Source organism: Halogranum roseipondis, assembly GCF_059695585.1.
In genome coordinates this window covers 51,787-63,892 of the sequence record NZ_JBUEED010000008.1, presented here as the reverse complement: position 1 = coordinate 63,892, position 12,106 = coordinate 51,787, and the positions used below count along the sequence as shown (strand labels likewise).

The 12,106-nt window shown below is 63.3% G+C and carries 15 protein-coding genes; 10 read left to right on the top strand and 5 right to left on the bottom strand.

Annotated features, from left to right (window positions below; all coding sequences use genetic code 11):
* Positions 1-28 precede the first annotated feature (28 nt).
* Complete coding sequence (locus EOHIBHHM_RS24190) at positions 29-736, bottom strand: ABC transporter ATP-binding protein (RefSeq protein ID WP_497259398.1); 708 nt, start codon at positions 734-736, stop codon at positions 29-31.
* Positions 733-1,491, bottom strand: coding sequence for an ABC transporter ATP-binding protein (locus EOHIBHHM_RS24185; RefSeq protein ID WP_497259396.1), 759 nt, complete (start codon positions 1,489-1,491; stop codon positions 733-735). Before EOHIBHHM_RS24185 ends, EOHIBHHM_RS24190 begins: the two co-directional genes overlap by 4 nt.
* 124 nt (positions 1,492-1,615) lie before the next feature.
* Here EOHIBHHM_RS24185 and EOHIBHHM_RS24180 point away from each other — a divergent pair, with 124 nt between their 5' ends.
* The 4 genes from EOHIBHHM_RS24180 (at position 1,616) to EOHIBHHM_RS24165 (ending at position 6,571) form a co-directional block, all read left to right on the top strand.
* Entirely contained in the window at positions 1,616-2,869 is a 1,254-nt protein-coding gene (locus EOHIBHHM_RS24180; protein WP_497259394.1) for an ABC transporter substrate-binding protein, read from the top strand.
* 1 nt (position 2,870) lies between these two features.
* Positions 2,871-3,746 carry a branched-chain amino acid ABC transporter permease gene (locus EOHIBHHM_RS24175; RefSeq protein ID WP_497259392.1) on the top strand — a complete coding sequence of 292 codons (876 nt, stop codon included), beginning with the start codon at positions 2,871-2,873 and terminating at the stop codon, positions 3,744-3,746.
* Positions 3,746-4,825, top strand: coding sequence for a branched-chain amino acid ABC transporter permease (locus tag EOHIBHHM_RS24170; protein WP_497259390.1), 1,080 nt, complete (start codon positions 3,746-3,748; stop codon positions 4,823-4,825). Before EOHIBHHM_RS24175 ends, EOHIBHHM_RS24170 begins: the two co-directional genes overlap by 1 nt.
* Positions 4,826-4,924: 99 nt before the next feature.
* Positions 4,925-6,571: an acetate--CoA ligase gene (locus EOHIBHHM_RS24165; protein ID WP_497259388.1), complete on the top strand. Its 1,647-nt coding sequence runs from the start codon at positions 4,925-4,927 to the stop codon at positions 6,569-6,571.
* Positions 6,572-7,012: 441 nt separating this feature from the next.
* On the opposite strand, the gene EOHIBHHM_RS24160 is transcribed toward EOHIBHHM_RS24165, so the two are convergent.
* Together EOHIBHHM_RS24160 and EOHIBHHM_RS24155 are read right to left on the bottom strand one after the other, a co-directional pair.
* Complete coding sequence (locus tag EOHIBHHM_RS24160; protein ID WP_497259386.1) at positions 7,013-7,294, bottom strand: 2Fe-2S iron-sulfur cluster-binding protein; 282 nt, start codon at positions 7,292-7,294, stop codon at positions 7,013-7,015.
* Position 7,295: 1 nt separating this feature from the next.
* Positions 7,296-7,778, bottom strand: coding sequence for a GNAT family N-acetyltransferase (locus EOHIBHHM_RS24155; protein ID WP_497259384.1), 483 nt, complete (start codon positions 7,776-7,778; stop codon positions 7,296-7,298).
* Positions 7,779-8,234: 456 nt separating this feature from the next.
* On the opposite strand from EOHIBHHM_RS24155, the gene EOHIBHHM_RS24150 reads away from it, so the two are divergent.
* The 5 genes from EOHIBHHM_RS24150 to EOHIBHHM_RS24130 are packed head-to-tail and all read left to right on the top strand — an operon-like array spanning position 8,235 to position 10,681.
* Positions 8,235-9,155, top strand: a complete 921-nt coding sequence (locus EOHIBHHM_RS24150) for a Phenylacetic acid catabolic protein (protein ID WP_497259382.1) — start codon at positions 8,235-8,237, stop codon at positions 9,153-9,155.
* A complete protein-coding gene (locus tag EOHIBHHM_RS24145; protein ID WP_497259380.1) occupies positions 9,152-9,526 on the top strand; it encodes a metal-sulfur cluster assembly factor in 375 nt (124 codons plus the stop codon). The genes EOHIBHHM_RS24150 and EOHIBHHM_RS24145 overlap by 4 nt, the downstream gene beginning before the upstream one ends.
* The gene (locus tag EOHIBHHM_RS24140) at positions 9,523-9,732 is read left to right on the top strand and encodes a phenylacetic acid degradation PaaB family protein (protein ID WP_497259378.1); all 210 of its coding nucleotides are present in this window, start codon (positions 9,523-9,525) and stop codon (positions 9,730-9,732) included. Before EOHIBHHM_RS24145 ends, EOHIBHHM_RS24140 begins: the two co-directional genes overlap by 4 nt.
* Positions 9,729-10,493 carry a Phenylacetic acid catabolic protein gene (locus EOHIBHHM_RS24135; RefSeq protein WP_497259376.1) on the top strand — a complete coding sequence of 255 codons (765 nt, stop codon included), beginning with the start codon at positions 9,729-9,731 and terminating at the stop codon, positions 10,491-10,493. The genes EOHIBHHM_RS24140 and EOHIBHHM_RS24135 overlap by 4 nt, the downstream gene beginning before the upstream one ends.
* A gap of 5 nt (positions 10,494-10,498) precedes the next feature.
* Positions 10,499-10,681: a PaaD-like zinc ribbon domain-containing protein gene (locus EOHIBHHM_RS24130; RefSeq protein WP_497259374.1), complete on the top strand. Its 183-nt coding sequence runs from the start codon at positions 10,499-10,501 to the stop codon at positions 10,679-10,681.
* 1 nt (position 10,682) lies between these two features.
* Here EOHIBHHM_RS24130 and EOHIBHHM_RS24125 read toward each other — a convergent pair whose 3' ends face one another.
* The gene (locus EOHIBHHM_RS24125) at positions 10,683-11,117 is read right to left on the bottom strand and encodes a pyridoxamine 5'-phosphate oxidase family protein (RefSeq protein ID WP_497259372.1); all 435 of its coding nucleotides are present in this window, start codon (positions 11,115-11,117) and stop codon (positions 10,683-10,685) included.
* An 80-nt stretch (positions 11,118-11,197) separates the two neighbouring features.
* Between EOHIBHHM_RS24125 and EOHIBHHM_RS24120 the strand changes: the two genes are divergently transcribed.
* A complete protein-coding gene (locus EOHIBHHM_RS24120) occupies positions 11,198-12,043 on the top strand; it encodes an enoyl-CoA hydratase/isomerase family protein (protein ID WP_497259370.1) in 846 nt (281 codons plus the stop codon).
* Positions 12,044-12,106 lie beyond the last annotated feature (63 nt).

Below are 12,106 nucleotides of genomic sequence, written 5' to 3'. Positions count from 1 at the left end.
CGTCCGTGTCTTCCAGTCAATCCGAACATCAGTGGACTCCGAGGTACGACTCCATGACTTCACGCTCCGCCAGGAGCTCGGCCGCCGGTGCCTCGTGGACGACGCGACCCGTCTCCAGGACGTACGCGTAGTCCGCGATCTCGAGTGCCATCTCGGCGTTCTGTTCGACGAGCAGGATGGTGGTCCCGTCTTCGTTGAGCTCACGCACCGTCTCCATCACGTCGTCGACGATCTGGGGAGCGAGTCCCTCGGACGGTTCGTCGAGCATGAGGAGGTCGGGCGTCGGCCCGACCATCGCTCGCGCGATCGCGAGCATTTGTTGTTCACCGCCGCTCATCGTCCCCGCGAGTTGGGCGCGCCGTTCGTCGAGTCGCGGGAAGCGATCGAAGACGTCGTCGTGGAACTTCGTCTCCTCGACGTTGGCCGCGAGTGCGACGTTCTCCTCGACGGTGAGGTTCGGAAAGACGCGTCGGTCCTCGGGAACCCACGAGACCCCTTTGCGTCTGACTTCGTGCGGAGTGAGCTCCTGTATCTCGCTGTCGCGAAACCGCACCGACCCCGATGTTGGCGGCGTGAGACCCATCACACTCCGAATCGTCGTCGTCTTCCCGGCGCCGTTGCGACCGACGAGTGCGACGACGTCGCCCTCGTCGACCTCGAGTGAGACGTCGTACAGCACGTGGCTCGGTCCGTAGTGCGCGTCGACCCCGTCGACCTCGAGGATCGGCCTACTCATCGTGCTCCACCACCGAGGTAGGCCTTCTGCACCGCTTCGTTCGTCTGGATCTCCTGGGGAGGACCGGTCGCGAGGAGCGACCCGCGGTTTATGACGGCGACGTTGTCGGCGACCTCCATGACGACCTCCATGTCGTGTTCGACGACGACGAGCGTGAGGTCGTCGGCCAACGTCTGGATCAACTCCTTCGTCTCCCCCGTCTCCTCGGGACTCATCCCGGCAGTCGGTTCGTCCATGAGCAGCACGTCGGGAGCGACCGCGAGCGCGATGCCGATCTCGAGATGTCGTTGCTGACCGTGCGACAGCGTACTGGCGACCTCGTTCGCGATGCTCTCGAGTTCCAGTCGCTGGAGCACGTCGTAAGCGATCTCGAGCGGTTCGTCCAGGTCGGTGTAGTGTGAGACGAAGTTCCGCGGTGCGAACCCCGAGTAGCGCGCCTGTGCGGCCAACCGAACGTTCTCGAGCGCGGTCAGTTCGGGAAAGAAGTTGGTGATCTGGTACGACCGGGCCAACCCCATCTCGACGATCTCGTGGGGTGGACGACCGTCGATTCGTTCTCCGCGGAAGGAGATCCGTCCCGCCGAGGGACCGAACTTCCCGGTGAGGAGATTGAACAGCGTCGTCTTTCCGGCCCCGTTCGGACCGATGACCGCTGTCACCTCCCCTGGCGGGATCCGGAGTGAGAGATCGTGGATCGCTCTGATGGACCCGAAGTCCTTGTCGACGCTATCGAGCTCGAGGAGCGGCTCAACCATGGGCCTTGTTTGACGTTCCCATACATATATCCTTTTCCCGAAGCCTCTTCGTGAGCTGTTTAATTAACCCAACTGGGGGCTGAAACATCACAATTTATAAGTAGGGTTGTCTGAATGAGAGACTATGGTTCGCGAAAGTATACCAGCCAGTGAGTCAAGTGCAACGGCCGACCGACGGACCGCTCCGATCTCCCGGCGACAGTTCGTCGCCGGTGTCGGTTCGGCCGCCTCGGTCTCTCTCGCCGGTTGCACCGGTGGTGGTCCCGGGTCCGGTTTGGAGACGGTGAAGGTGGGGTTCGTACTCCCGTTCTCGGGGACATACTCGCTCTTGGGAGAGAGCATCAGAAACGGGTTCAAACTGCGAGTCGACCAACTCGACGGCGAGATTGGCGGCTCCGAGGTCGAGTACGTCCAGAAGGACACGAGCGCGGACACCGGGACTGGCGTCTCCATCACGCGGGAGTTCATGCAGAAAGAGCAGGTCGACTTCCTCGTTGGCCCCGTCTCCAGCGCCGTCGCCGCGGCGATGCTCCCCGAGGTCGAGAAACAGGGGACTGCGGTCTGGCTGAACGCCAACTCGGGGAACTACAAACTCGTCTCGGAGGGGTGCAGCAAGTACCACTTCAGGACCGGGTTCAACTCCTGGCAGACGAGCGCACCGCTCGCCCAGTACGTGAACGACAACGTCGCGGACAACGTGTTCCTCGCGTACGCCGACTACGCGTTCGGCCAGCAGTCGAAGACGTTCTTCAAGGAGGCGTTCGAGGAGGCCGGCGGCACCGTCGTCGGCGAGGTGGGTGCACCGCTCGGGACGTCCGATTACTCGTCGTTCCTGCAGAAGATCGACAACAGCGGCGCCGACGCCGTCTACTCGTTCTTCGCCGGCGGTGACGCCGTCAACTACGTCAAACAGTTCTCCGAGTTCGGGCTCCGAGAGAAGATGACCCAGACGGGCAGCGGCTTCCTCCTGTCTGCGGACACCCTCAGCGCACAGGGTACGGACGCACTGGGCATGTACTCGCTCCTGCACTACACGCCGACGAAGCAGACCGAACGGAACACGGCGTTCGTGAAAGCGTACCGCGGAACTCACGACACGGCACCGAACGTGTACGCCTGTCAGGGGTACGACTCCGCGCTGGCCGCCGAGAAATCCGTGACGGAGGCCGAGGGCACCGACGTCGACTCGCTCGTGGGTTCGCTCTCGGGGGCCAGCATTGACAGCCCGCGGGGGAGCTTCACGTTCAACCAGCAGACGCACGACCCCATCCACGACCTCGACGTACGGCAGGTGGTCGAGGGCGACGACGGCGTCACGAACGAGGTCGTCGAGACGATCGAAGGCGTCGAAGGACCGACGTGGGGTTGCAGCCTCTGAGATGATCGGACTCGACGCATTCGCGAAGGCGACGCTCCTCGGGGTCGAGATGGGGATGACGCTCATGCTCATCACCGTCGGACTGACTCTCATCTTCGGGATGATGGACGTCATCAACTTCGCACACGGATCGCTGTACATGCTCGGCGCGTACCTCGGGTTCGCGGTGGCGACCGAACTCGGGAGCTTCTGGCTCGCGTTACTCGTCGCTCCCGTCGCCGTCGCTCTCGTCGGCGCGCTCGTCGAGGTCTTCACGATTCGCCCGCTCTACGGGCGCAACCCACTGTACCACATCCTCCTCACCTTCGGACTCGCCATCGTCGTCCAGGGGTTGGTGACCGAGGTGTGGGGCGGGCAGGTCCGAAACATCCAGACGCCGGAGCTCCTGAGCGGGGCACTCGACCTCGGCTTCCTCACCTACCCCACCTACCGCGTGTTCCTGCTCGTCACGAGTACGCTCGTCGTGTTCGCATTGTGGGTCGCGATCACTCGTTCGAACTTCGGCGTGCTCATGCGGGCCAGCGCCCACGACTCCGAGATGGTCGACGCACTCGGCATCGACGTCGCGAGGGTCTTCACCGCGGTGTTCGTCCTCGGGTCGGCGCTCGCGGGACTCGCCGGCGTCCTGCTCGGAGCCGCCCGTGCGGTAGACCCCTCGATGGGTGTCGGGATCATCATCCAAGCATTCGCCATCGTCGTCATCGGCGGTCTCGGGAGCTTCCGGGGTGCGGTCGCGGGTGCCCTTGTCGTCGGACTGCTCAACGCGTACGGACCGTTGTTCGCCCCGTCGCTGACGGACACGCTCGTCTTCGTCCTGATGGCGGTGGTGCTTCTGGTCAAACCGACCGGTCTCTACGGCCAACCGGAGGGTGCCTGATGGCGACGAAAGACGTCGTCGACCGGCACTCCGCGGTGGAAAGCGAGGAGGTCAAGATCGTCGGCCGCACCGGCCGGGTCGCGCTCGTCGTCGTGGGTGTCGTCCTCGCGCTCTTCGCACCGGTCGCACAGATGATCCAGCCGTTCTGGATGAACCTCATGACGACGGCGCTCATCTTCGCGCTCTTCGCGCTCAGCCTCGATTTCGTCTTCGGTTACGCCGGGTTGCTCTCGTTCGGGCACGCGGCGATGTTCGGAGCCGGCGGGTACACAGTCGCGCTCCTCCTCGAACACGTGACCCAGAACGCGCTGATCGTCCTCCCGCTCGCCGTGGTGACCGGCGTCGTCGTCGCGGCGTTGATCGGGTGGCTGAGCGTCCGTGCGAAGGGTATCTACTTCGCGATGCTGACGCTCGCGTTCGCCCAGCTACTCTACACGACGGCGTTCAACGACATCCTCGCGACCGTGTTCGGCGTGAGCGAGGTGACCGCCGGCGACGACGGACTCGTCGGCATCCCGTCGTACGAACTCGCGGCGTTCACCGTCGACTCGCTGATGACGTATTACTATCTAGCGCTCGTCGTCGTCGCGCTCTCGTTCGTCGCGATCCTCCGTCTCGCCAACTCCCCGTTCGGGCGGGCACTCGAAGGCGTCCGTGAGAACGAAGAACGGATGGCGTTCGTCGGCTACGACGTCCGTCGCTACAAAATCGCCGCGTTCGCCATCAGCGGCGGATTCGCCGGTCTCGCAGGCGGGCTGTTCGTCCCCTTCCAGAGCACCGCTCACCCCGAGATACTCCACTGGATGACGAGCGGGGAGCTCATCGTCATGACGCTGCTCGGCGGGATGGGCACGCTCTGGGGGCCGATGGTCGGTGCGGCCACGGTCATCTTTCTGGAGGACGTCCTCTCCAGCGTCGGCAACTGGGAGATCATCCTCGGCTCCATCTACGCGCTCGTGGTCATCTTCGCGCCGACCGGTATCGCCGGTGCGATCAAGTCGCTCAAACGGGACCCGCACGCGGCGATCACGAACGTCCCGTCGGTCCTCCGCGACTACGTCGAGAAGGTTCGAGGGTAGGTTGGTCGCGGCCCCCTTCTCGTCGTTCTCGCTTTCGCTGTCCGCTCGCTGTTTTCACCGCAAGTTATTTCATGGTAAACCGGTATGGTCTAGCCGGATATGCAAGAGAATATCCCACAGGGGTACCTCCCCGACCAGGATACCACTCCGGATTTCGTTCATCCACTCCCCGAGCTACACTACCCAAACCAGATCAACGTCGCCGCAGAGCTCGTCGACAGCCACGTCGCCGAAGGTCGTGGCGAGAACGTCGCCATCAAGTTCGAAGAGACGGAACTGACGTACGCCGAGTTGGAGGAGCGGGTGAACCGGCTCGGCAACGCGCTTCGCGAACTGGGTGTCGAGTCGGGCGACCGCGTACTCGTCCGGTTCTCGAACCGGCCCGAAGCCATCGTCTCGTGTCTGGCGGTACAGAAGATCGGCGGCGTCGCGCTCCCGTCGATGAAACTGCTCCGAGCGAAGGAGCTGACGTACATCATCAACGACGCCGAGGCGACGGCCGCCATCGTCTACGACAAACTGTTCGACGAACTCGACGCCGCGCTCGACGATCTGGAGACGCTCGAAGAGGTGATCGTCGTCGACCGGGACGGGACCGATCGCGACCACGACCACCGCGACTTCGACGAGCTCCTCGAAGCAGCCTCTCCGGAGCTCGAACCACACGGGACGGAGCGGGACGACCTCGCGTTGATGCTGTACACGAGCGGGACGACCGGCCGTCCGAAGGGGACGTTCCACACGCACCGCCAACTGCTCGCGACCGCCGACAGCTACGCGCGATACTGTCTCGAACCGACCGAGGACGACGTCTTCGGCGGAAACCCACCGCTCCCCTTTGCGTACGGTTACGGCGGTCTGGTCACGTTCCCGCTCCGGTTCGGAGCGAGCACGGCTCTCGTCGAGGATGCGACGCCCGAGTCGCTGCTCGAGGCCGTCGACTCCCACGGCATCACCGTCTTCTGTTCGATTCCCACGGGGTACAATCAGATCCTCGCGAAGCATCCCGACGGTCCCGACCAGTACGACGTCTCGTCGCTCCGAGTGGGGATGAGCGCGGGTGAACCGCTCACGCCGACGACGTTCGACGAGTTCGAAGAGGAGTACGGTATCCCGCTACTCGACGGTATCGGGACGACGGAGATGCTCCACATCTTCGTCAGCCACCGACACGACGGTCAGATCGACCCGAGTGCGACCGGGTTCCCGGTGCCCGGCTACGAGGCGAAGATCGTCGACCCGGACACCCAGGAAGAGGTTCCCCGCGGCACGCCGGGTCTCCTCGCCGTCCGCGGACCGACCGGGATGACCTACTGGAACCGCCCGGACAAGCAGGAAGAGGTCGTCCTCGACGGCTGGTCGCTCCCGGGCGACATCTTCGTCCAGCGCGAGGACGGTCGCTTCGAGTACAAATCACGCCGTGACGACCTCATCATCTCCAGCGGCTACAACATCCCCGGCCCCGAGGTCGAGACGGTGCTGGAGGGACACGAGTCGGTCGCCGAGGTGGCCGTCGTCGGCGTCCCGGACGAAGAGCGCGGTCAGATCGTCAAAGCGTTCGTCGTCGGGACGCCCGCCGCCGAGACGGGCGACGCGCTGGTCGACGAGCTCCAGAACCTCGTGAAGAACACCCTCGCGCCGTACAAATACCCACGAGAGGTCGAGTTCGTGGAGACGCTCCCGCGAACGGAGACCGGAAAGATCCGGCGGACCGAACTCAGAGAGCGCGAACGGCAAGTCGCCTGATCGGACGTCTCCGTCTGTGAGTCGACGCCCTCCTACAGAGTCACTTCTTTCCCGACGACCGGCCGGTAGTCGTCGATTCGACCGCCTCCTCGTTTCTGCGATCGACCCTCTCTCTATTGTTAACGAACGACGTATACAGACGCGTTTACGGTTATCCGACCGTTTCGCTCTCAACCACTTCCGACCGCGATCCGCGAGCGAGACCATGAGGGTGCAACCACCACTACCGTCGGCAGACAGGCCACGTCTGCCGTTTCTCGATTCAGTTCTCACTCCAGACGGGGGCCGGCGTGGCGCCTGCGTTACAGACATAGGTTTGTAATCTCTTACGGGCGGTTTTGTATACACCAAACGTAAACGCCAGTCGTGGACGGCAACCCACGTCGTCGCCACTCATCGGTTCGGGATGGACGCAGAAGGAGAGGGGTGGATCAGGCTCAGCTACGGACCGGTGTTAGTCTCGATCTTCAGATCGGAGCGGGGTTTGGCGATACACGTCAGTACGTATCCTTCCCCTCGTTCGCTGTCCGAGAGGAACATCCCCTCCGTCTGGTCGACCTCACCCTCGAGAATCATCCCCGAGCAGACGCCGCACACTCCCATCCGACACTGGTAGTTGAGGTCGAGGCCAGCCTCCTCTGCTGCTTCGAGCAACGGCTTGTTGGCCGGAACCTCGAGGGTGATTCCCTCGTCGACGAACTCGACTTCGTACGTTTCGATCATGTTACTCGAGGCGCTTTTCGTAGACATGTTCGACCGGACGGAGCCCGAGTGCTTCGTAGATCTCCTCTGCGGCGTCGTCACCTTCGAGCGTGTTGATCCGGAAGAAGTCGACGTCGCGTGGCGGACTCGCGAACCACTCTGCTGCAGCGTCGACGAGCGCTTCGCCGATTCCGTGTCCTCGGTGGGATTCGGCGACGTAGTGACCGTTGATGTAGCCGTGGTTCTCGAGGCGGAAGATCGGGTGGTTTCCCATCACTCGCGCTTCGGCGATCCCGACGAGCTCGCCCTCGTGTTCGGCCACGAACACGGTGCCGTACTTCGAATCGACGAGTTGGCTCTCGAAGTACGAGAGCCACCGATCGTTCGCACTCTCTTTGTGGCGGTACCGCTCGTCGTACTCCGAGAGGTGGGCCGTGAACCCGTGCCACAGCTCCAGTAGCTCGTCTCCGTCGCTGGGACTGGCTTGTCTGACAGTGAATTCCATACCGGATGGTCGGCAACCTACGGTAAATATGTTGTCCCTCTCGAAGATCGGACAGTTCTCGGCCGTCCCGCGACGGATCCCGTCGACGACGACGTCGGGACGGCCGAGACGCCGTACCGCCTCGACGTCGTCTCCGTCGTAGCGGACCCTCGGTCCAGCCCAGTCGCTTCCGAGCGGAGCCCAGACGGCCACCCGTTCGCTGCCACGGAGACAGTGGAGGGGTCACTGTCTGCGACCCGAACTGTCGATCGGCCTTCGGCGACGCGGATTCGCGTGCACACGAGCATACGTTGCGACGTTGTCCCGCAAGTGGCGACGTTGTCCCGCATCGGCGTGGGCTCCCGTTTCGTCTCTCGAAGCATCGGTCTCTCGCACGCTCGACTCGGTTTTGACACTGTTATAACACTAGAAAGAGTTATTAACGATGGCTCCTCATGTTTAGCTGAGGCAACCACTATGGTCAGCGAGCAGCAGTTCAAGAAAGAGCTGCAGAACGGACGGATGATCGAATCGACCGACGAGATGACCGACGGCTATCTAGAGGCGCTGAAGACGATCCTCAAGGTGTCGGGCGACACCGAACTCATGAGTGCCCCCGCGTACTACGAACAGTCGCTCAACGCGCCCAGTCTGGACGCTCGGACGTCGTGCGTGAGCGTGATTCAGGACGAACTCGGTCACGGACACATCGCCTACCGGCTGCTGGAGGACCTCGGTGTCAGCCGCGAGGAGCTGATCTACGAGCGAGAACCCCACGAGTGGCGGAACACGTACGGGTTCGACCAGCATCTCGACAACTTCGCCGAGCTGGTCTCCGCACACGGGATGTTCGACCGAGCCGGGATCGTCCTCCTGGGAGACATCCACGAGAACACCTCGTACGCACCCTGGAAGCGTGCACTGACGAAGGTGAGCAAGGAAGAGCAGTTCCACCTGCGTCACGGCGAGACGTGGATGCGTCGGCTCGCCCGGAAGAACGACAAGACGAAACAGAAGGTGCAGGAGGCGGTCGACTGGATGTTCCCCATCGGCGTCGAGTGGTTCGGCCTCCCGGACGACCAGAAGAAGCACGACGACCAGTTGGAGTACCGCATCAAAGGGAAGTCGAACGACGAACTCCGACAGGACTGGATGGACAGCACCGTCCCGCTCTGTAACGAACTCGGCCTGGACGTCCCGGCCCACTACGACGAGGAGCAGGGAGAGTACGTCCTCGAGTACGACATGCCGATCGCGTTCGACGAGGACAACAAGGAGTGGCTGTACGACCAGCCCATCTCCTGGTCCGACGTCATCGACCGCTGGCGCTCGCGTGGCCCGGCGAACGAGAAGTACGTGAACATGCTCCAATCCGGGAAGCTGGAGGTCAAAGCATGAGCGTGAACGCGGCGTCCCACGAGAACAGTACAGTCGAACTCGGACCCGACGAGGAGACGACGACGTTCGAGCGCGAACTGTGGGACCTCATCGACGAGATCCCCGACCCCCACATCCCCGTCAGCCTCGTGGAGATGGCGATGATCTACGACGTCGAGGTCGACGACGGCGACGTCACCGTCGAGATGACGTTCCCGTGTATGGGCTGTCCCGCCTACGAGTTCATCAAGTCGGACATCAGGAGCATCCTCCGTCCGGTAGCGGGCGTCGACTCCGTGACGGTCGACGTCGTCTGGGACCCGGTCTGGACGAAAGACATGCTCACCCCCGAGGTACGCGAGAAGATGCGCGAGGCAGGTATCAGCCTATGAAGTACGAAGTCTTTGCCCGACTCAACGCGGGCGACGAGACGATCCACGTGGGCCGCGTCGAGGCGGATAGCGACACGCTGGCGAAGTCGTACGCGCGGACCACGTTCGACGAGGAGAGCTGGGACCACATGATCGTCGTGCAACGAGAGCACATCGTCGAAGTGACGGGCGAACACGCGGCACCGTCGCCGGAGGTGGACGCATGAGCGAGTGGCCGACCGAGGCGGTCAACTACGTCCAGGCCATCGCCGACACGAAGTTGGTACTGTCCCACCGGTACGCCGAGTGGATGCTCGGCGGCCCGACGCTCGAAGACGACATCGGTGGCGCGAGCGCCGCCCAGGACGAGGTCGGCCACGTCCGCCAACTGTTCCGTCTCCTCGAGCAGCAGGGGCGCGACTCCGAGTGGTTGGCGGGGAACCGCGACCCCGACGAGTTCTGTAACGCGGAACCGCTCGACGACGCGCCCGACACGTGGGTCGAGTACGTCGCGACCGTCTCCGCCGTCGACAGAGCGACCTGGTACATGCTCGACTCGATCACCTCCGAGGACTTCCGCGGGTTGGGCGAGAAGATCGGCGAAGACGAGTTCTTCCACCTCGAGTATCAGGACGCTCGACTGGAGACGCTCGCCGACGAGAGTCCCGACGAACTACAGGCGGCGCTCGAAGTGGTACTGCCGCAGGCGCTGACGTTCGTCGGCCCCGCGGGATACGACGCCGACGCGGACCCACTCGTGCAGGCTGGCTTCACCGACCGCTCGGCAGCGGAACTCCGTTCCGCACTCTTCAGCCACTACGAGACGCTGCTCGCGGGAACTGACGTCTCGCTCGACGGCGTCGACACCGACGGGCCGACGGTCGACGAGTGGGATAGCAGGCGCAGACGGGTCAGTACCAACGCGATCAGCCAGTCGGTCGTCGACTCGCTCGTCGGCGTCAAAAACAAGCAGTTCGCGGCGGAATGAGCGTCATGAACGACGAGTCGGACGCGGAGCAGTTCGTCCCGACGTGTCCCTACTGTGGGTCACGAGACGTCGAGCAGGAGTCGGCGTTCGGGTCGGAGATTTCAAAGAGTCAGTACTACTGCAACGGCTGTCACACGATGTTCGAGCGGCTCAAGTACGACGGCGACCGGCCCGACACCGGTCGCTGAGCTACGGTGCGAGCCGTCTGAAGTCCCACGTGACCTCGGTCCGTGGCTCCAACGCGATCTTCACTCGATCGTGTCCATCCGCTCCGTCTATCGACTTCACCGTCCCGAAGAGCGCCCGCTCGATCGCTTTCTCGGTCTCTCTGTCCTCGACGACGCGTGCGTCGCCACGCCACATGATCCCCCGGTGTTGGATGTACTCGTGTCCGCCGGCGTCGACGACCGCCGAAGCCTTCTCGGTCGCTCTGACGTTCCGCGTCTTGATCGAATCGTCGTCTGTCTCGAAGCAGATCATCCCGTCCACCTCGGCGAACTGGACTGGAACCACGTGCGGGAGGCCGTCGGCGTCGACGGTCGCAAAGCGCGCGATCGGCACTTCTTCGAGGAGTTCTGCTCGCTTCTGGTCGGTGAGTGCGATCTTGTCGTAGTCTCGAGGCACACTCTCCGTTGGGGGATGTCCAACATGATTCTTACTCTATGGAAACCTATATGTGGGTGGGTCGTGATGACATGGATGTAATGGACGCGTTTAGCGACCTCGAGCTAGAGAACTTTACGACCGAGATGGACGGCCACGTGGGCATCCTCCGGATCGACCGCCCGCCGGCAAACGCACACGACCTCGACATGATCATCGAGCTCCAGTCGGCAGTGGAGAGCATCCGCTTCGACGAGGAGGTTCGTGTGGTCGTGCTCGCGAGTGGGAACGAGAAGTTCTTCTCCTCGGGATACGACATCCAGGCGCTGCAGGACGAGCCCGGTCGTCACATCGGGAAAGCCAGCCAGACGAGCAAAGAGACGATCATGAAGATGCGGACGACGGACACGCTGTTCATCGCCGCAGTGGACGGCCACTGTATGGGCGGCGGTCTCGAGTTCGCCCTCGCCTGTGACTTCCGCTACATCGGCGACGACGACTCGTACAACGTCGGCGTCCCGGAGGTCGAGCTCGGACTCATCCCCGGCGAGGCCGGTACGCAGCTGCTCCCGCGCTACATCGGCCGCTCGAAAGCGCTGAAGATGATGGTGACCGGCGAGACGCTCAACCCGCAAGAGGCGCTCGACGTCGGCCTGTTCGACGAGATCCACCCGCCGGAGGAGCTCGAAGAGAAGGCCCTCGAGTTCGCCCACCAGGTGGCCGAACTCCCGAACCGCGCGGTCGGCTTCGACAAACTCGCCGTCAACGAGGGGATGGAGCTCCCGCTCTGGGACGCACTCGCCCACGAGCGCGAACTCCAGAACCAGCTCTTCGAGACGGACGGTGCGAAGGAAGGGATCTCCGCGTTCCTTGAGAAGCGCGAACCCGACTTCATCGCGGCCGAACTCGGCGACAAGGAAGTCGAAGACGTCACCGCCGACGACTGAGCCACCACCGAAGACGCACAGACGCGACCGTCTAACCACTTTTTCAGCTGCAAGTCCCGTCAG